The sequence below is a fragment of the Cohnella sp. SGD-V74 genome (assembly GCF_003001675.1).
Lineage (GTDB): Bacteria > Bacillota > Bacilli > Paenibacillales > Paenibacillaceae > Cohnella.
Map to the genome: position 1 here is coordinate 203,837 of NZ_PVYW01000009.1, position 18,408 is coordinate 222,244.

17 protein-coding genes and 1 tRNA gene are annotated in these 18,408 nt (G+C 55.7%); 13 read left to right on the forward strand and 5 right to left on the reverse strand.

Annotated elements, in window-relative coordinates; genetic code table 11:
* Window positions 1-14 precede the first annotated feature (14 nt).
* The 5 genes from B0G52_RS15615 to B0G52_RS15635 all read left to right on the forward strand — a co-directional run bounded on the left by B0G52_RS15615 (window position 15) and on the right by B0G52_RS15635 (window position 6,565).
* Complete coding sequence (locus tag B0G52_RS15615) at window positions 15-1,394, forward strand: ABC transporter substrate-binding protein (RefSeq protein ID WP_094045887.1); 1,380 nt, start codon at window positions 15-17, stop codon at window positions 1,392-1,394.
* A 78-nt stretch (window positions 1,395-1,472) separates the two neighbouring features.
* On the forward strand, window positions 1,473-2,345 hold the full coding sequence (locus tag B0G52_RS15620; protein WP_094045889.1) for a carbohydrate ABC transporter permease: 873 nt from the start codon (window positions 1,473-1,475) through the stop codon (window positions 2,343-2,345).
* A 14-nt stretch (window positions 2,346-2,359) separates the two neighbouring features.
* Window positions 2,360-3,187 carry a carbohydrate ABC transporter permease gene (locus B0G52_RS15625; protein ID WP_198960655.1) on the forward strand — a complete coding sequence of 276 codons (828 nt, stop codon included), beginning with the start codon at window positions 2,360-2,362 and terminating at the stop codon, window positions 3,185-3,187.
* Between the two features lie 30 nt (window positions 3,188-3,217).
* Window positions 3,218-4,987 (forward strand): cache domain-containing sensor histidine kinase, encoded by a 1,770-nt coding sequence (locus B0G52_RS15630; protein ID WP_094045891.1) that lies wholly within the window; start codon window positions 3,218-3,220, stop codon window positions 4,985-4,987.
* Entirely contained in the window at window positions 4,988-6,565 is a 1,578-nt protein-coding gene (locus tag B0G52_RS15635) for a response regulator transcription factor (protein WP_094045893.1), read from the forward strand. It abuts the gene before it with no gap.
* A 31-nt stretch (window positions 6,566-6,596) separates the two neighbouring features.
* Here B0G52_RS15635 and B0G52_RS15640 read toward each other — a convergent pair whose 3' ends face one another.
* Window positions 6,597-7,325, reverse strand: coding sequence for a hypothetical protein (locus tag B0G52_RS15640; RefSeq protein ID WP_094045895.1), 729 nt, complete (start codon window positions 7,323-7,325; stop codon window positions 6,597-6,599).
* A gap of 253 nt (window positions 7,326-7,578) precedes the next feature.
* On the opposite strand from B0G52_RS15640, the gene B0G52_RS15645 reads away from it, so the two are divergent.
* The 6 genes from B0G52_RS15645 to B0G52_RS15670 all read left to right on the forward strand — a co-directional run bounded on the left by B0G52_RS15645 (window position 7,579) and on the right by B0G52_RS15670 (window position 10,935).
* Window positions 7,579-8,151 carry a xanthine phosphoribosyltransferase gene (locus B0G52_RS15645; RefSeq protein ID WP_094046026.1) on the forward strand — a complete coding sequence of 191 codons (573 nt, stop codon included), beginning with the start codon at window positions 7,579-7,581 and terminating at the stop codon, window positions 8,149-8,151.
* An 83-nt stretch (window positions 8,152-8,234) separates the two neighbouring features.
* Window positions 8,235-8,570 (forward strand): hypothetical protein, encoded by a 336-nt coding sequence (locus B0G52_RS15650; protein ID WP_094045897.1) that lies wholly within the window; start codon window positions 8,235-8,237, stop codon window positions 8,568-8,570.
* Window positions 8,571-8,657: 87 nt separating this feature from the next.
* Window positions 8,658-8,873, forward strand: coding sequence for a hypothetical protein (locus tag B0G52_RS15655; protein WP_094045899.1), 216 nt, complete (start codon window positions 8,658-8,660; stop codon window positions 8,871-8,873).
* Between the two features lie 84 nt (window positions 8,874-8,957).
* Window positions 8,958-9,356: a carboxymuconolactone decarboxylase family protein gene (locus tag B0G52_RS15660; RefSeq protein WP_233162694.1), complete on the forward strand. Its 399-nt coding sequence runs from the start codon at window positions 8,958-8,960 to the stop codon at window positions 9,354-9,356.
* Between the two features lie 159 nt (window positions 9,357-9,515).
* Window positions 9,516-9,603 (forward strand) — tRNA-Leu (locus tag B0G52_RS15665).
* Between the two features lie 102 nt (window positions 9,604-9,705).
* Window positions 9,706-10,935, forward strand: a complete 1,230-nt coding sequence (locus tag B0G52_RS15670; RefSeq protein ID WP_094045903.1) for a multidrug effflux MFS transporter — start codon at window positions 9,706-9,708, stop codon at window positions 10,933-10,935.
* Window positions 10,936-11,029: 94 nt separating this feature from the next.
* Here the strand turns inward: B0G52_RS15670 and B0G52_RS35605 are convergent, their stop codons facing one another.
* On the reverse strand, window positions 11,030-11,194 hold the full coding sequence (locus B0G52_RS35605) for a hypothetical protein (RefSeq protein WP_158223724.1): 165 nt from the start codon (window positions 11,192-11,194) through the stop codon (window positions 11,030-11,032).
* Window positions 11,195-11,279: 85 nt separating this feature from the next.
* Window positions 11,280-12,053, reverse strand: coding sequence for a hypothetical protein (locus B0G52_RS15675; protein ID WP_094045905.1), 774 nt, complete (start codon window positions 12,051-12,053; stop codon window positions 11,280-11,282).
* Window positions 12,054-12,194: 141 nt separating this feature from the next.
* Here B0G52_RS15675 and B0G52_RS15680 point away from each other — a divergent pair, with 141 nt between their 5' ends.
* A complete protein-coding gene (locus B0G52_RS15680) occupies window positions 12,195-12,869 on the forward strand; it encodes a response regulator transcription factor (RefSeq protein ID WP_094045907.1) in 675 nt (224 codons plus the stop codon).
* Complete coding sequence (locus tag B0G52_RS15685; protein WP_094045909.1) at window positions 12,859-14,223, forward strand: sensor histidine kinase; 1,365 nt, start codon at window positions 12,859-12,861, stop codon at window positions 14,221-14,223. The genes B0G52_RS15680 and B0G52_RS15685 overlap by 11 nt, the downstream gene beginning before the upstream one ends.
* A 20-nt stretch (window positions 14,224-14,243) precedes the next feature.
* Here B0G52_RS15685 and B0G52_RS15690 read toward each other — a convergent pair whose 3' ends face one another.
* Window positions 14,244-17,306, reverse strand: a complete 3,063-nt coding sequence (locus B0G52_RS15690; RefSeq protein WP_233162696.1) for an ATP-binding response regulator — start codon at window positions 17,304-17,306, stop codon at window positions 14,244-14,246.
* Between the two features lie 126 nt (window positions 17,307-17,432).
* Window positions 17,433-18,332 carry a helix-turn-helix transcriptional regulator gene (locus B0G52_RS15695; protein WP_094045913.1) on the reverse strand — a complete coding sequence of 300 codons (900 nt, stop codon included), beginning with the start codon at window positions 18,330-18,332 and terminating at the stop codon, window positions 17,433-17,435.
* Window positions 18,333-18,408 lie beyond the last annotated feature (76 nt).

An 18,408-nucleotide genomic window follows, 5' to 3' on the forward strand; every position in this document is an offset into this window, starting at 1 on the left:
GAGCGAAACTCTCTATGACATGGTTATCTGCGAAAATGAAAAAGTCCGCATCCATCGTGCTTGCGGCTACTCTGGTCGCCGGTTTGGCTGCAGGATGCTCGAACAGCAATAACGACAAGGGCAGCAACGCCTCTCCGTCGACCGATGCCTCCCCTTCCGCTTCCTCTTCGCCAAACAATGGCGGCGATAAAATCACGATCCGTTTCGCTTACAACTGGACGGGCGCTGACCCGAAAGCGTCGTATTTCGAAGGCAAGCTGAAGGAGTACGAGGCGAAGCACCCGGAAATCGCCTTCAAATTCGAAGCGACGCCGGGCGAGGAGCACCGCACGAAAATCAAAGTGGATACGACAGCCGGCAATTTGCCCGACATTTTCACCTACTGGCTCGGACCGGTCAACTTGAAGCCGCTCGTCGACGCCAACGAAATTCTCGACATGGACGAATATTTAAGCAAGAGCGGCACGGTGAAAAAAGAGCAGTACACCGATATCGCTTGGTCGTTCTTCGATATCGGCGGCAAAAAATACGGTCTTCCGCTCGAAGCGTTCAAAGGCTTCTTCATGGCGAATCGCGAGCTGTTCCAAAAGTACAACCTCGAATACCCAAAAACGTACGCCGATTTGATTAACGTCGCCAAGGTGTTCAACGACAATGGCATTGTGCCGTTCAGCATGGGCAGTAAAAACGGTCAGCCTTCGCACTTGTTTTTCAGCTATTTGACGTATCAATTCCAAAACGGCTTCGATGACGCGCAGCAAATTCCCCAAACGTACCAATACGATACGGACGCGGTTCGCCAAGCGGCGCAAGCGGTCACGCAGATGAAGGAGGATGGCATCTTCCCGAGCGATACGGTCGCCAACGGCGATTGGGGGCCGCAGCTGTCGCTCTATAACGAGGAAAAAGCGGCGATGGTTTACGAATTTCCGTGGATGATCGGCAACGTGAAGCCGGAAATTGTCGACAAGAGCGACCTGATCAACTTCCCGGCGCTCGACGGCTCCGTCGTCGATCCTTCGTCTTACACAATCGGCGCCGTCGCGATGGGGCTGCTCATCAACCGCAAGTCGTTCGAGGACCCGGCGAAGCAGCAGGCGCTCGTAGATTTCGCCGACTTCATCAACTCCGACGAGGTACTGGGCGAAGTGGCGAAGGGCGGTTTGTTTCCGGCGAAGCAGATGGAGCTTGATCCGTCGACGCTGTCCCCGCTCTACGCCAAAGCGATGGAATTCACGAAAACTCAAAACGTATGGCCGCATCACGAGAGCTATGTTCCCGACAGCAACGCCTATTCCGTCATCTTGAGCTCTCTGGACGAACTGTTCGCAGGCTTCGTATCGCCTGAAGATTACGTGTCCAAGACGCAGAAAGCGCTCGACAAAGCGAAGTGACGGATACTGCGGAACAAGGAGGAGGGGGCGCGTCCCCCTCTTCTTGTTTACGCGGCGCAAGGGAAGGAGGAAGGGACTATGCGGCGAAAACACGATGCGGTTTTTTACGGCGCATTCGTCTTGCCCGCGGTGATCGTCTACACGCTGTTCATGATCTATCCTGTCGCGATGTCGGCGGGGTACAGCTTGACGGAGTGGAATGGGGTAACGGCCAAGACGTTCGAAGGGCTGGGCAATTATCAAGAGTTGATCGCGGACGGCGATTACTGGCAGGTCGTTCGCAACACGGGGCAATTGATTGCGTATTCTCTCGTCTTTCAGGTAGGCGCGGGACTTGCGATCGCCTATTTGCTGGCGAAGGTCGTACGCGGGTTCCGGTTTTACCGGTCGGTATACTTTATTCCGGTTATTATTTCGCCGGTTGCCATCGGCCTGATGTTTTCACTGTTTTACAATTCGGATACCGGGCCTCTGAACCATTTGCTGGATTCGCTCGGCTTGTCCTCTTGGAAGAGACAGTGGCTGTCCGATCCGCATACGGTGCTGAAGGCGGTTATGGCGCCGCAAATCTGGCAGTATATCGGCTTGTACGTCGTCATTTTTCTGGCAGCGATCCAGCAGGTACCAGAGGAGTTGCTCGAGAGCGCGAGAATGGACGGCGCCGGTCCTTTTCGTACATTCTTCAACGTCGTTATGCCGCAAATCTGGGACGTATTCCAGGTGTGCGTCATTCTCGCGGTGACGGGCTCGCTCAAGTCGTTCGACCACGCCTGGGTCATTACTTCGGGAGGGCCGGGCAACGCGTCTTCGTTTATCGCCCTGCAAATGTTCAAAACCGCGTTCATCAGCAATCAAATCGGCTACGGAAGCGCGATGACGATTACGATTTTGGCGTATGCGGCGTTGTTTACGGTGCTGTTTAAAAGAATTTGCGCCAGACTGTATAATTGAAAGGGGAATGGAGGATGACTTACGCCATGCAGCGGGTCACCCGGTTGTCGAGGGGCCTCGTTCTCGCGGTTTTCGCTTTGTCGACGCTGTTCCCGTTTTATTGGGTGCTCGTCAGCTCGCTCAAAGACAAGCATCAAATTTATGCCAATCCGTTCGGCTTCCCGGTGAAATGGCATTGGGGCAACTACGCCGATATTTGGCAAACGGCGCATTTGTCGCGTTATTTCTGGAACAGTCTGTTCATCTCCGCATGCGCGGTGGCGATTATGCTCCTCATCGGGGCGATGGCCGCGTACGTGCTTGCACGAAGGGAGAAAAGCGGCTGGCTGTATGCGTACTTCACGCTCGGGATCATGATTCCGGTGCACGCCATTCTGATTCCGTCCTTCGTGCTGCTGAAGCAGCTTCATCTTCTGAACTCGCATTTCGGCTTGATTCTGATTTACATCGTGAGCAACCTGTCGCTGTGTGTGTTCGTCCTCCACGGGTTTCTAAAGGGCATTCCGCGCGAGTTGGAGGAAGCGGCGGCTATCGATGGGTACGGCCGGGTGCGCACGTTCGTCTCTATCGTGCTTCCGCTCGCGAAGCCGGGGCTGGCAACCGTCGGAACGCTCGGCTTTTTGAATTGCTGGAACGAGTATTTATTCGCTTACGTGCTGATCGGCAGCGAGCCTTCGAAGACGCTGACGCAAGGCGTAATGGCGCTTACCGGGCAGTATTCGACCGATTACGCGCTCGTCTGCGCCGGACTTGTCGTCTCGATGCTGCCGCTCTGGCTTGTGTATATGCTGTTTCAAGAACAGATTGTCAAAGGTATGACGGCCGGCGCGGTCAAAGGCTGATCGATTCGACTTCGGGGAGGGACAAGCGCGATGGGCAAGTTCAAACAACGGATACGGCGGTCGCCATCCATCCAGACGAAGCTGATCGGCGCGTTGTTCGTCATTGCGCTGCTGCCCGCCCTTGTCATCAATTGGTATTATTACGAACGTACGAATGTATCGCTGGAGCAGAAAATCAGATCCTATAACGAAGAGCTGCTCAAGCAGCTAAGCGATAAAGTCGAGTTTGTCTCCGAGCAGGTCAAGACGACCGAAACGCAACTGATCGCCTATTCCGTCACGTCGCGGGCGTTCATGGATTACGCGGACAAGACGGGGGCGGAAAAGCTCGACACGCTCAAGAAGACGGAGGAACTGCTCGCCAATTTCAAGCGATCGTATCCCTATATTACGGAGATTTACATGGTCGGCTCCGACGGCACGCTCTATTCGACCGATCCTTACTTGAATCGGGATGAACTGAAAGCGATGTCCTGGGTCGAGGAAGCGCTTCGAACGCCGACAGGCAAAGCGGAGGGCGAGCTGCTGCTTTCTCACACGCCGACCTACACGCTGCTGCAGGAGCGCGAGGTGCTGTCGTTCGTTCGCCCCGTCGGCGCCTATGGCACCCGCAGAGACCTCGCGCTGATCCAGATTGACGTCGACGCGGCGAAGTTCGGCTCGCTATTGCAGCTTATGCCGACGGATCAGGCCGAGAGCGTCTTTCTCATGGACAAACAAGGCCGCATCATTCAAGAGCGCACATCGGCAGAATTGTCGAATACGGCAGCCGCAGACATCCGTAAGCGAGTGGCGGGCAATACCGGAATCGCCACGACGACGATGAAGTCGGACGGTCAGACGCTCATGCTGAGCGTGAGGCCGCTCGAGGGGCGCGGGTGGGTGATGGCGGTCGCCTCTCCGCTGTCGCGGTACAGTCTGGACTTCCGCCATCTGCGCAACATCCTGCTTATCGTCGCCGGTCTCGCGCTTATCGTCGCCGTGTTGTTCGCCATTTTGCTGTCGCATGGCATCCTTCGTCAATTCCATACGCTCATCCGCTCGATGAGAAAAGCCGGCGAGGGGCAACTGAACGTCAAAGTGCCGGTATCGAACAGCCCGGACATCGGCATGGTCGCCGTCACGTTTAATACGATGGTGGAAAAAATCGATCAGTTGCTCAAGGATTCGGTGAAGAAGGAGGAGGAGAAGACGGCGGCCGAGCTGAAGGCGCTGCAGGCGCAAATCCAGCCGCATTTTATATACAACACGCTCAATTCGATCAAGTGGATGGCGATTAGCGAAGGGGCGAACAAAATCGCCGACGCGGTTGTCGCGCTTGTGAAGGTGCTTCGTTTTACGTATCGGACGAACGAGATTTTTATCCCGATTAAAGACGAGATGGAGTTCATTCGGGATTATGTGCAGGTACAGCGGATGCGGTTTGGGGAAAAGATCGAAGTGGAATACGAATGGGACGAGCGGATGGACCGCTATTACACACTTAAGTTCATCATTCAGCCAATCGTCGAAAATGCGATGATTCACGGGTTGGCGAACAACTCGTACAACGGTCTCATCATTGTGCGCGGCGTGCTGGACGAAGCGAACCGGCAAATCCGGTTCGAGGTCGAAGACAACGGCGTCGGCTTCGCGCCGAAGCCGACGGATCAGATGTCGGGTGTCGGCATGTCGAACGTCAACGACCGGATACGGATGCATTTCGGCGAACAGTACGGGCTTACCGTGGAGAAGCCGCTGCGGCTGCGTACGCGCATCGTCGTCGCGATTCCGATTTTGACCGAAGGCAAGGTGGTCTAGATGTACGATATTTTGATCGTCGAAGACGAAATGCTCGTCACCGTCGGCATCGTCAACAGCATCGATTGGCGGGAAGCCGGGTTTAACGCCCCGCATACGGCCGCCAACGGCAAGCAAGCCTGGGAGCTGATGGGCAAAATCAAGTTCGACGTGGTGATGACCGATATCAAAATGCCGGAAATGGACGGTCTCGATCTCGTCAGAACGATGCGCGACCATGACTATTCTGCGGAAGTGATCATCCTGAGCAGCTACACCGACTTCGAGTATGTGAGCGAAGCGCTGGAGCTGCAAACTTGCAGCTATTTGCACAAGCCGGCGATGATGCCGGCCGACATCGTTCAGGCGGTCAAGAAAGCGGCTGTGCGGCGGGAGGAGTCCAAGCGCCAAGCGCAGACGGCGCATCGCATCGAGCGGCTGTACCTCAACAGCGCGAGGAAGCTGAAGGAACGCATGCTGCTCGACTTACTCGCCGGCAATGAGGTCGGCGACGCGCAGTGGAAGGAAGTGCCGCTCCAATGCGACCCGGCGGCGAGCATCGTTGCGGTTGTCCGCTTTCGCAACGGCGATCAAGTGCTGCAAGGCTCTTTCAAGGCGGACGAGACGCTGTTCGCATACGCTGCGACGAACGTCATCGATGAATTGTTTCGCGCCGAATCCGGGTATGAGTCCGTCTGCAAAGCGCCGGATCTCGCCGTCGTCCTGTTGTCCGGCGCTTCGGAGAGCAGCGCAGGGAAGCGGGACGAGCGGTTCACGACGCTGTCGCGCGTGCTGCGAACCTACTTCCAGCTTGACGTCGAGATGGCGCTGCAGACCGAGCCGATCGCCTTGCGAAAGCTGTCGCAAGCTGCCGGCGCGCTGCTCAAAGTGTTGGACGAACGCGAGCAGCGCATTCCTGCGGATCGGCTGATCGTTGTCGAAGGAGCCGCGGAACCGAGATGGACGTACCGTTCCGAGGAATGGCTCGACAGCAGCTGGTTCAGCGATTCATTCCCTGGCGCGGACAAAGTCGAACAAATTTATCGCGAGCTGGAACGCAAAAACACCACGCACCGGCAGACGCTGGAGCTTAGCGGGATGCTGCTCGGCATGCTGCTGCAGCGGGCGGCGTCTTATCCGGGCATCTTGCGCGAGCTTTACCGCGTCGAACCGGAAATGTATTCCCGGCTGCAAGCGCTGGGCACGGCGCCGGAACTGAAACGATACGTGTTGCGGCTGTGGGAAACGGCGGAAGCGCTCATACACGGCTCGCATCCGCAGGAGGTCGAGAAGGCGCTGCAATACGTCGAACGAAACCTGCACGATCAGAAGCTCGGCCTCGAATCGACGGCTGCGTTCGTTAACGTAAGTCGCGCACATTTCAGCAGGCTGTTTAAGGAACATACCGGCGAGACGTTCCACCAGTACGTCACAAAGTCGCGTATCCGAAGAGCGGAGCATCTCGCCCGTACGACCGATCTGAAAATGTACGAAATCGCTGAGAAGGTGGGCTATCCCAGCTCCAAATATTTCAGCAAGCTATACAAAAAACTGATCGGCAGGCAGCTGTCCCATATCCGTTCGTCAAAAAAACTCTAACCGGGGACATCCCGGTTAGAGTTTAATAGTTTTAGAGATCGAGCAGCTTGAGGGAAAGAACCTTTTGCGTATCGGGATCCAGATCGATCTTCAGCCAGCCTCCCGTTACTTCCAGCGACAGGACGTTCATCTGTCCGTCCCCGGGAAGGCCGAGCAGTTCCGCGGCTTGCGAGCCATTCATGCCGTAATCGAGATTCTCGATGCCCGTGTCTACTTTCTTGGAACTGATCTCGATATAGACGACTTTATCCTGTTCGTTCAGTCCGACGGAGAGGCCGTCGTATTCCCATATTTCGATCGTTTCCTCGTCACCGGGCAGAGGATAGGTTTCCTCGGGCAGGCCGTAGCGCTTGACGACTTCCTTATCCGTGTATCCCAGCTTAAGATGGGCGAGCGAAGGAGACTTCGCTAGAAAACGGTGCTTGCCGGGATTCTCCGACGTCCCGCCTTCCGGCGGGAGAGAGGGCTGGACCGTCGAAGCTTCGACGGAGGGCTCGGAGGGTTCCGGCGGTTCGCTTGGCCCTGTCGAAGGCGCTTCGCCGGAAGAAAGCTCTTCCTTGGTTGCCGGCGATTGCCCTGTTGCGGGCTCGGACGGCTGCGACTCCCGAAGCGGAACTTTAACGTCCGTCGGAGCCGATGCGGAAGGAGAAGCCGAAGAGGTCGGCGAAGTATCCGTAGAGGACGAGCTGCATGAGACCAAGCTTGCGGATAGAAGCAATACGCTCCAAATTCGCATGAATACAGGCATATCGATCGTCATGCTTCATCCCTCCCTGGACTTCCCTTCATCTATATAAGACATGACATAAGCTGGAAAAGTTTCGTGTATTTCAAATTATTTTTCATTTTCCTGCTATTGTCGCATAGAGTCAAAGATTGTCGGGACTTTAGTCGCGGTTTTTCGCGGGGAGGATTTCTGTCCGTCCTCCCGGAAAAAACCGCAATCCGGTGTTGCGCGGGGGAAGAGGATATGTTACGTTAAACGGAAAAGACAACGGGTGGCGGGGAAGACGATGGATATTCTCAAGGAAAGAATTTTGAAGGAAGCAAGCGTCATAAATGCAGGGGTGTTGAAGTTGGATTCTCTGCTTAACCATAGCGTCGATCCGCAATTGACGATGGAGATGGGCAAGGAATTCGCCTCCAGGTTTGCCGGCGAACCGATTACGAAAGTGATAACGGTGGAGTCCTCCGGCATTCCCGTCGCGTTCGCGACCGCGCTTCAGCTAGGCGTGCCGCTCGTGTTCGCGCGCAGGAAGAAGACGCTGCTCGGAGAGCCCGACGCCTACTGCGAGCGAGTTCCTTCGTTCACGAAAGGCATCGTCACGGATCTGATCGTATCCCGTCACCTGCTGAGCAAGGAAGACTCGGTTCTTTTTATCGACGATATTATCGCCAACGGCGACGCGGCGCGCGGACTGATCAAAATCATCGAACAATCCGGAGCGAAGCTGAACGGAATCGGCATCGTGCTGGAGAAATCGTTCCAAGCGGGCGGCAAGGCGCTGCGGGAGCTCGGATTCCGTGTGGAGACGCTTGTGAGAATCCAATCCCTCGAGGACAATACGATTACGTTCGAAGATTAGCAAATCGGGCGGCATCCGTCCTTCCGATCTTGGCTGCAATAACGTATAATAGGATTATTCTGCAGATGGGGAGGCGAACTGCAATGGTCAACTCGAATCAAGTCAATTTGCCGGTCGACTTCTTCCTGAATAAGTTGGAAGAGGCTAAAACTCATTTCGAGCGCGCGCTCGATTGCAAGCATACAGAGTTCGACGACCTGTACCCTTACATGATCGAACATCCGCAATTTTTCTGGTACAAACGGTATGTCGCGTGGTCGGAATTGCTCACGATCGTGAAGCTGTGCGAGGAACTGGAGCTTCCGTGGACGGAAAGCTTCGCGCCCCACCAAGCGGAATATGTGCAGGGAAGAGTCATGTCCAGCAAAGTGCTCGACTATTGGTACGAAACGAACGATTCGAAAGAACACGTCGGGTAACGCAAGCCGGCGATCATACCGGGAAACCCGCTCGACGCCTCGTCCTGCGGGTTTTTCTGCGTGAGAGGACAAAGGAGGATAAATGCGATGTTGAACGATGAACAGTTGGACAAGCTGCGCGTGGAAGGGACGAAGATCCGCCTTGTCCGCGACGCGCTGGAGCAGAACGATGTCATAGGCATCGTCGTCGCTTGGGACGACGAATACGTGCTGATCCGGAGGCCGAACCGGAGAGTCGTCAAAGCGAAGCGGAATTACCCGATCCAGCTCGCAAGCGAGGAGCGCAAGTGGTCCCTTGAATGAAGTCTGCCGTCCGGAGGAATGCTGAGAAGCAGCAGCGCGCGCGTTCGTTGCTGCGGAACGAATTCCGATAACGGAGGGGTCAGCATGAAGACAACGGCTCAACGGTTCGAGGACGGAGCGCTGGACGCCAGAACGAAGCAATTGATCGGCCTGGGCGCCGCGCTCTTCGCCAATAACGAAGCCCATACATACTTTTATGCGCAGGAAGCGAAGGCGCTGGGCGCGAGCGACGAGCAGCTTATGGAGACGGTTCAGGTCGCCGCCGCGGCCGCGAGCGGGCAAGTGCTGGCGAACGGTGCGTCGTGGGTGCAGAACGCGCTGCGGGACGCGGAAGTCGGAGCGTCCCCGCTGCCGGATGAAATCTCGCATGCGGATTCCGACCCGCTGAGGCATCTTCAATTCAATGCGTTCGAGGATACGGAGTTCGGCCAGGACGACGAGTTGCCCGAGCTTCCGGAAGCCAGCGTATCTCCTTCGTTCTGAACGGAGGTTGGGCAATATTAACTGAAAATTAGAACTTTGTTAAGTCGGCTTGACTTCGGTCGGAAATCTATGCTATTTTAATATACGTGATTTCGACAAGCGACTGTTACTTCAAGCCTCACCGGTGCAGACGATCATGCGCGAAGCTCACAACATTATGCGGTCGTGGCGGAATTGGCAGACGCGCACGGTTCAGGTCCGTGTGGGCTAACCCCCCGTGGAGGTTCGAGTCCTCTCGACCGCACCACCTTACAATGAACAAGCTCTTGAACTTGTCCTTGCGACAGTTCAAGAGCTTTTTGCATAAATCATCACGAGATTCCGAGACAGGTTAGGAGAAAACGATAAGATGTCCGCAATAAAAAGTTATGATCGCTTAAGATTGGTATTGCTGCTGGGCGCCTTTTCGGCGCTCGGTCCGCTTACGATCGATATGTATTTGCCGTCCTTCCCGCAGATTGCCGCCGACTACGGCACGCAAGCTTCCCTCGTTCAGCTAAGTTTGACCGCTTGTCTCATCGGCTTAGGATTAGGCCAGATCATTATGGGGCCTTTAAGCGACGTTCATGGAAGACGCAAGCCGATTATCGTTTCGCTGACGATCTATCTTGCAGCTTCATTCGTCTGCGCGGTTTCCCCGAATATCTATTGGTTTATAGCCGCACGCTTTATTCAAGGGTTCGCCGCTTCCGCGGGAATCGTCATCTCCAGGGCGGTTGTCCGGGATGTGTACAGCGGACCGGAACTGACGAAATTTTTCTCGCTGCTCATGCTTGTCAATAATCTGTTTCCGATGATTGCGCCGATGGCCGGCAGCGGCGTGATTTCTTTTACGAAGTGGACCGGCGTGTTTCTCGTACTGAGCGCGGTCGGTTTGCTGCTCGTGCTCATGGCAACGAAGAACTTGAAAGAGACGCTGCCCGTCGAGAATCGGGTATCCGCGAACTTCGGCGAGCTGCTCTCCGGCATTCAGGCCCTGCTTAAAGACCGGTTGTTTCTCGGTTACGCGCTTGCGCAGGGCATCATGATCGGGGGCGTATTCGCTTACGTGTCGGGAACTCCTTTCGTCTATCAGAATATCTACGGAGCCTCGCCGCAGCTGTTCGCGCTGTTATTCGCCTCCAACGGAATCAGCTTGATCATCGGTTCCCAGGTCGTCGGACGCTTCAGCGGAGTGTTCTCGGAGCGCAAATTCGTGATCCTCGGCTTGCTGCTGTCCTGTACGGCGAGCTTCTCGGCCTTGATGGTCATTTTGTTCCACGGTCCGTTAATCGCTTTGGTTATCCCGCTGTTCTTCTTTGTCGCGTCGATCGGCATGACGTCGACGGCATCTTTCGTTCTGGCGATGGAGTCGCAGAGCAAGAGAGCGGGAAGCGCGGCGGCGCTTCTTGGCCTGCTGCCTTTCGTGCTGGGAGCGTTCACGTCTCCGCTCGTCGGGGTTGCCGGGGAGAACTCCGCGGTACCGATGGGAATTATTCTGTTGACGACAAGCTTGCTGGCACTGTGGGCTTTCTTCGGGCTTACGTTCAAACCGAAAGCAAAATCGGCGCATCATTCCGCGGCAACCCAATCCTCTTAGAGGATTACTGAAAGCAAGCGAAGTGATTTCTGAGCAGGTCACGAAGATCTGCACCAAGTGAGAGATGGGGGCTAGACGCCCCCGCCTGCTCGAATCACTCTTTTACGAACACTTGAACGATATGATATTTTTGCAGCAATGCCACTTTCGACTCCGTCAACACCGTCCCCGATTTCATCAGAAGCATTCCTTTTTTATCCATAATGTCTTGGGCCACTTGTTTTCCGATTAGCGCTTTCCCTAAAAACTTTTTTTCCATTGTATATGACCTCCGCATCGCTCTATCGCCTCTCGGCCCGCTATTTCTACTGTTTTCCCATAGTCCTCCGTCCAATTCCAAAAGGCTATTGAAGCGTAATGGAGGAGAGGCTGCCGTTTTTCGCAAAGTCTTTGGAGTAGGAAACCGTCGCCTGTGCTGTCGTCGTGCCGTTCGGGCTTTTAATCGTTATCGTAGGCGCCGAAGAATAGCCGGAGCCGGGGTTCGTGATGGAGATTCCCGTTACGATGCCATTTTCCACGATCGCGGCTGCGGTTGCCGGGACGATCTTCCAGGTTTGCGAGTGCTGTCCGTTATACCGATAGTAGTCGGATACTTCGTCCAATCTGTCGTTGGTAATGCCGTAAGGAGCCAGCACCTTCAACAGCGCCGCTTTGTTGCTTTGCGCCTCCTGAGCGGTCGGACCGCCGCTGCTCAGTTCGGCTGGCGTTACGCCGCTGAACGCTTCGCGGAATACTTCGGTCGGAACCCCGAGAGCGGCAGCGATGAGAACGACGGGCCGGCCATGATCTTGCGGGTCGGTCTCGTAACCCCCTGAGACAGTGACGGAAACGGTGCCGTCCTCGGTTGTAGTGACCGTGGTCAAGTTGCTGGACGAAGGGGCGTTGGCGGGGGCGCCTGCTCCCGCTCCGGATCCTTTAGGCGGGCGAGGCTGATCTTGATTGCTCTTCCTGTCGTCCCCGCTTGGCGGAGGCGGCGTTTTGCCCGTGCCTCCCGAACCGCAATCGTTCTGTCCGGAAGGAGCCGCCATCGTGTGATTGGAACGATCAAGCGCAGTCCCCCCGCCGATGATTACCGCTGCCGCCAATATAGCCGCCATCCACTTTACCGTCTTCTTCATGTTCATTCTCTTCCTTTCCATCGTAGGTTTGTTCTTGCTTGATCCCGATGTTACCTGGATTTGGTGAAAATATAGTGAAAGCGCGAGTCCTATCGAATATACTTTTTTTTAGTAGAATGATTCGGAAAGGGGGGAACCGCCTTGAAAATATTGCTGGCAGAAGACGATGTCCGGTTAGGCGAGTTGACCGCGCACATGATCAAGAAGAAAGCCGGCTGCACGGTGGACTGGGTGACGACGGGCCGCGACGCTTACGATTATGCGACCGCTTCCAGCTACGATGTGGTCGTCCTCGATTGGATGATGCCGGATGGGAATGGCCGCGATATCTGCGCGAAGCTGCGCCAGAACGGGTATGCCGGGGCGATTCTGATGCTGACTGCAAAAGACACGTTGCAGGATCGCGTTGAAGGTCTCGATGCGGGGGCCGACGATTATTTGGTGAAGCCGTTCGAGATTGAGGAACTGCTCGCCCGGCTGCGGGCATTGACGCGCAGAACGTTCGTCCCGCTTCAAGAGGACGTTATCCGCATCGGCGATCTGGAGCTGCACAGAAACAACCAGATCGTCAAGAGCGGCGGTGAAGAAATGAAACTGTCTCCCCGCGAGTTTCAAATATTGGACCTGCTCGTACAGAATAAAGGGCTTACGTTGGCGCGGGAAGTGATATTGGACAAAGTATGGGGGATCGACGCCGATGTGAATTTGAAGACGATCGATGCGACCGTCAAATTGATTCGCAAGAAGCTCGGGTCATCTTCTTCGAAGGAACTCATTATGAGCGTGAGAGGCGTTGGGTATCGAGTTGAAGCTTAAATGGGGAATCCGAAGGCCGGCAGCGAACGTCGACCTGTTCGCCATGACGCGCAACAAGCTGACGCTTCAATACAGCGGCATGCTCATTTTATTTCTGAGCCTGTTCATTATCGCCGTGTATGCGCTGCTGTACGGGGTAATTTGGAGCGAGCAGCGATCCGCTCTGGGCGCAATCGCCGACAGCGAATTTCAAGCGCTGAAGCAGTGGAGCGAGCAAGGGGGCGATTCGACCCGTCCGCCCCCTCGCGAGGTAGAGGATGCTTTCTCGATCAGCAACGATCAGTCGTTCTATTATTTGATCGGCGATGGCGGGCATGTCCAGCTGGGCGGCGAAATTCAGTCCCAACTGCGCGAGCAAGCGATGCAGGCGATCTCGCAAGGACAATTCGTGCGGGACGATTATACCCGAATATCGCTGCAGACTTTCAGCGGCGCGTCGGCCCGCGATGCGCAATTTTTGGTTACGGCCCGCGAATTGGCGTTTAACGGGGATCGGAGCAGCGTGTTATATATCGGGAAAGAAGTGACGTTCCAATACAATTTGTTCCGCTGGCTGCTCATTCTGCTGGTCGGAATGGCGCTTCTGTTCTTTTTATTGGCTGTATGGTTCAGTTATTGGATGTCTCGCAAAGCGATGGTCCCGATCGCTCGCTCCTACGCGAGACAGAAGGAATTTGCAGCGGACGCTTCGCACGAGCTAAGAACGCCGCTTAGCGTGCTTCTAACCTCGATTGAAGCGCTCCAACTGGAGCTGGAAGAGAGCGCCGCAGACATCCCTCTCGCCCATAACCTCCTATCGGGCATGAAACAGGAAGTCCGATCGATTACGAATCTGACGGGCGATTTACTGCAGCTTGCTCGCTCCGATTCCGGAGAGCTTGAGCTGAACCGCTCGCCATTTCATGCCGGCTTGGCGGCAGAGAACGTCGTCGATCGCCTCCGTCCGTTGGGAGACAACAAGCGCATCGCCATCGAGCTGGACGCTCCGGCCGACTTCATTGTGGAGTGGGACGAAGAGAAATTCGCGCAGCTGCTTATTCTGCTTGTCGATAACGCTGTGAAATATTCATCGGAAAACGGAGTCGTACAAGTCAGGCTGGCCGATAGGACGGTAAAAGGGGAACGGATGATGACCGTCGAGGTCAAGGACAGCGGAATCGGCATCGCGCCCGAAGCGCTTCCCCGCATCTTCGATCGCTTCTACCGCCAGGATCAGTCGAGGACGCGGCAATCCGGCGGACACGGCCTGGGACTCTCGATCGCTCACAATATTGTGAAAGCCGGCCGTGGCACGATCCATGCGGACAGCGTCGTCGGCAAGGGCACTACGTTTACGGTGCGCTTGCCGCTGTAGGTCAGGCGGGAGCGCAGGCGTCATGACGATTCGTTCGGACGCTGCAGCGCTCCCGGCTGATGCGGAATGATAAAGGAAACGACGGTTCCTTCTCCCGGCACGCTCTTGATGGACAGACCCCGGCCGTACAGCTGGATCAGACGGCGGTTCGTATTGGCAATACCGATTCCGGGGCGCGACGGATCGGATCGGTTCAGCAGCCGTTCAACCAGGTCGAACGGCATCCCGATACCGTCGTCCTGGACTTCGACGAGTACGCCGCTAGCCGTACGCTCCACTTTCAGCCGCAGCATACCGCCTCTTGCCTTCTTCAAAAGTCCGTGCCGGACGGCATTCTCTACCAGCGGCTGAATCGATAGCGGCGGGAGAGACAAGCGAATGTCCGGTTCGATCTCCTGAACGACCGACAGCTTATCCCCGAACCGCTCCTGCTCGATGTACAAGTAAGCGCGCACAAGCTCCAGCTCATGCTTCAGATCCACCGTTGCGCCCGTATTCGAATAATCGAAGCTGATTCGCAGAAAGGAGGTGAAGGCTTCGCCGAATTTGCGCATTTTCTCCGTATCCATCTCGCCGAGGACAATCAGGGAATTGATCGTATTAAACAGGAAATGAGGCTTGATCTGCGCTTGCAGATAGGCCGCTTCCATTCGAAGCCGCTCCGACAGCGACCGTTTCAATGCAATGAGCGAACGGATGCGGTATTTCAGCTCCGTCGCATCCGCAGGCTTGGTCACATAGTCGTTGGCCCCAACCAGAAAGCCGGTATACCTGTCCGCCAGTTGGCCGCGCGCCGTCAACAGCAGCACCGGCAGCTCGGAGACGGAACGGCGCTCCCGGACCTTCTCCGTCAGCTCGTATCCCGACATGCCCGGCATCATCACATCCGCAACCAGCAAGTCCCAATCGCCTTCCTCCAGTCGCTTCAGTGCCTCATGGCCCGACAACGCCTTGGTGACGCTATACGGCTCTGTTGACAGAATGCCTGCGAGCACGTTCAGATTAACCGGATCGTCGTCGACAATCAGGACGCGGATCGGGCTGCCCGGCGAATGGAGCCAATCCGGCAACGCGAACCGTGCGCTTGCTTCACCGGCGGCATCGCCCAAGAAGCGGTATTCGGCCTCGGCAATCGGCATGACCGCTGCCGCTTCTTCCGGCGCATTCGCTTCGTGCGTTGCCCTGGCTGCCGCCGTCTCCGCCATTGCGTCCGCTGCAGGCAGTCGGAACAGAAACGTTGAGCCGCGCCCCGGCTCCGATTGAACGCTGAGGTCGCTTCCGTGCAATTCCACCAACTGCTTGCAAATGCTCAAGCCAAGGCCGAGGCCCCTGCCGTCGCTTCTGTTGTTCGTCCCTTGCGCGTAAGGGACGAACAGGCTGGACAACGTCTCTTGGTCCATGCCGACCCCTGTGTCCGCTATCCGGATCTCGACCTGCCCGCTTCGCAGCTCCGCCGCAACCGAGATTTCTCCTTCTTCGGTAAATTTGAACGCATTGTGCAGCAGGTTATAGAGAATCTGCACAAACCTTTTCTCGTCCGCCCATACGGGAGGCAACGAGCTATCCAACGCAAGGCGAAGCCGAACGGGTTTGCTCTCGGCCATGTAGTTGAGCATGCCGGCAACGCCCGGCACGACGGCGTGAAGATTGAGCGGACCGGGATTGAGCACAATGCGGTGCTCGCGAAGTTGTGCCAGATCCAGCAAGTCGTCGAGGAGTCTGGACATGCGCCGGCTTACCGTTCCGACCAGTTCCAAAGCTTGCCGGCTGTCATCCTCCAGCTTGTTCAACTCCCGCGCGTACACGCTGTTCGACAAGTTCATGATGCCGTGCAGGGGCGTTCTCAGTTCATGCGAAGTGTTCGCCAGAAATTGATCCTTCATCCGGTCGGCCACCTTCAACTGCTCGTACAACCGCTCCACTTCATCCGAGTTCCGGATGTATTTTTTGAACCAGTACACGGAGAACGAGGTAACGGCGATAATGAGGTCAAGCGGATAATAAACGCTCGACGCTTGCACATATCCGAGCTGGTTGGCCCCTATCAAATTGCACATAATGCACACGGCGGAAATCAGAATAAAATGGATATCCTTATCGTCCGTTTTGCCGAATACGAGTTTTCCCACCACCCCTGCAAACCAAACAAGCGGGATCAGAAAGACAAATAAATAAACGCTGGAATCCAGCATCCGGTTTACCGTCGATATCGGCAGGAACAAGGTGCCCAGGCCGAGGATCAGCAGGATGGCTGTGTAAGCCTGGAGTCCGATGCCGCCTCTCTGAATGCCGGCGAACTTTCGATACATGAGCAGAACCGAATAATTTTGCAGCATCACTGCCAGTACCCGTATTTTAATGCTCCAGGAGTAATTGAGCGGTATCCACATCGTTAACACCTTGTCGTGGCCGCAGGCTACAACAATGCCAACCGACACATAGATAAGAGCGCTGATCAGAAGCGAGCGGTTTTGCGGCTTATACGCATAGACGATGCTTGCGTACAGGCCGTGCAGCAGCATGATCAGCAACGTCATCAGTTGGAAATCGATCGAATAGGTTCTGTTCGACTCTATGTCCGACTGCAGCCCAAACAGCACGGGACGCACAAGCCCGCCCGACGTCGGCGAATCGTAATTGGCCACGCGCAGCAGCAATTCAATCTCGGTGATATTCGATTTAAAGTAGGCCGCCGTATAGGATACGTTATTGGGTTTGTAGGTTTCCCGCTCGGCCGTTACCGTCCCGGAGCCCCCAACCGTCTCGCCGTTTATTTCGGCTTCGGAGGAGCTTTTGACGCTGCTGATGGAGAAGGCAGCAGGCCGCTTCATCGGATCGATAAGAAGCCGCAGCCGGTATGTGCCGTATCCGTAGGCGCTGTCTGCTTCCTCCTGTTCCAGGCCGGACGGTGTCCTCCAGCTGCCGGGAACAGAAGCGGTTTGCCGCGGCAAAGCCTCCGATTGAAGCTCCTCGTGGGACAACAATTGCCCCGGATACCATTCCCATTCCCCGTTCAGCATCAACGGTCCATTTTTCTCCCAATCCAGTCCGCGCAGATCGAGCACTCCGCTCTCACTCTGCATGCTCCGGTCCACCGGGAACAGCACCTCGGACCATGCCCATCGCAGACCGAGCAGCAGACCAAACAACAATATGCATAACAACAAATTTCTGTATTTGCTGAAGAAAGATACGCTAGTGTCCATATGTCATAATTCGACAACCGCTCGCCGAATCCTTGTACTTCCGGTACTGTCGCCGAGTCCACCCACCCTCAAGTGCTCTCGCGGCCTTGCCCCGGTTGGCGTCACAGTGCGCGAAAGCGCGTCCGATATTGGCTGGGGGGGAAGCTGGTAGCGGGAACGGAAGGCGCGGCAAAAATAAGGATAGCTGTGAAATCCGCAAGCGTCGGATATTTCTTCTAGCGGCAAGTCAGTGTGAAGAATGCGTTCGGCCGCGATGGACAGGCGTACGTCCACCGCGTAGCGGATCATGGATTGGGCAAACGTCCGCTTGAACAGATGGACGGCCGTGGAGACGCTGACGCCGAAGCGTTCGGCGATTTCCCCAAGGGCCAGTTGATCCGTCGCATGCTGCTCGATATACCGCTTGATGCGGTAGGGCAGAAACTTCTCGGACCGGTTGGCGTTCGCCGTCTGCTGGCGCACCGCCCGCTCAAGCGTCAGACATAGCGCTTTAAGCAGGTGTTCTACTAGTTCCGAATTGTCCTCATGTAGGTTCCGCTTCTCCTCGATCAATCTTTTCCACAGAAACAGAGTATCGTCGCTCATTTCGATCAGAGCTTTGTCGGGAAAGCCGCACCGTTCAAGCCAATGCGAGACCCATTCTCCATCGCAGAAAAAATAATAATCCGCGCTCTCTCGCTCGGGATCGGCGTCTATGAACAATTGATAGCTCTCTCCCGGCTTCGAGACGATTAAATCGCCTGCTTCGACTTCCAGCAGCTTGCCGTTAATGGTCGCCTGGCAGCTTCCCTTGACCTGCAGCCTGACGAGCAGATAGGAGGGAACTCCTTTCTCCAGACTGCGGAAAGGCTTGCGGTGAACGGAATAGCCGGCAGAGTGCAATCTGACCGAATGCTGCGCCAATTCGTCTACCTCCTGCGCCAAGTGGATTCGAGCGGCATTTTCTCACCTATTACGAAATAACATTTTGCCAAATAAG

What these genes read in the sequence shown, in the direction of transcription:
- B0G52_RS15615 (WP_094045887.1), top strand. Translation starts at nt 15, where the DNA reads ATGACATGGTTATCTGCGAAAATGAAAAAGTCCGCATCCATCGTGCTT.
- B0G52_RS15620 (WP_094045889.1), top strand. Translation starts at nt 1,473, where the DNA reads ATGCGGCGAAAACACGATGCGGTTTTTTACGGCGCATTCGTCTTGCCC.
- B0G52_RS15625 (WP_198960655.1), top strand. Translation starts at nt 2,360, where the DNA reads ATGACTTACGCCATGCAGCGGGTCACCCGGTTGTCGAGGGGCCTCGTT.
- B0G52_RS15630 (WP_094045891.1), top strand. Translation starts at nt 3,218, where the DNA reads ATGGGCAAGTTCAAACAACGGATACGGCGGTCGCCATCCATCCAGACG.
- B0G52_RS15635 (WP_094045893.1), top strand. Translation starts at nt 4,988, where the DNA reads ATGTACGATATTTTGATCGTCGAAGACGAAATGCTCGTCACCGTCGGC.
- B0G52_RS15640 (WP_094045895.1), bottom strand. Translation starts at nt 7,325, where the DNA reads ATGACGATCGATATGCCTGTATTCATGCGAATTTGGAGCGTATTGCTT.
- B0G52_RS15645 (WP_094046026.1), top strand. Translation starts at nt 7,579, where the DNA reads ATGGATATTCTCAAGGAAAGAATTTTGAAGGAAGCAAGCGTCATAAAT.
- B0G52_RS15650 (WP_094045897.1), top strand. Translation starts at nt 8,235, where the DNA reads ATGGTCAACTCGAATCAAGTCAATTTGCCGGTCGACTTCTTCCTGAAT.
- B0G52_RS15655 (WP_094045899.1), top strand. Translation starts at nt 8,658, where the DNA reads ATGTTGAACGATGAACAGTTGGACAAGCTGCGCGTGGAAGGGACGAAG.
- B0G52_RS15660 (WP_233162694.1), top strand. Translation starts at nt 8,958, where the DNA reads ATGAAGACAACGGCTCAACGGTTCGAGGACGGAGCGCTGGACGCCAGA.
- B0G52_RS15670 (WP_094045903.1), top strand. Translation starts at nt 9,706, where the DNA reads ATGTCCGCAATAAAAAGTTATGATCGCTTAAGATTGGTATTGCTGCTG.
- B0G52_RS35605 (WP_158223724.1), bottom strand. Translation starts at nt 11,194, where the DNA reads ATGGAAAAAAAGTTTTTAGGGAAAGCGCTAATCGGAAAACAAGTGGCC.
- B0G52_RS15675 (WP_094045905.1), bottom strand. Translation starts at nt 12,053, where the DNA reads ATGAAGAAGACGGTAAAGTGGATGGCGGCTATATTGGCGGCAGCGGTA.
- B0G52_RS15690 (WP_233162696.1), bottom strand. Translation starts at nt 17,306, where the DNA reads ATGCAGAGTGAGAGCGGAGTGCTCGATCTGCGCGGACTGGATTGGGAG.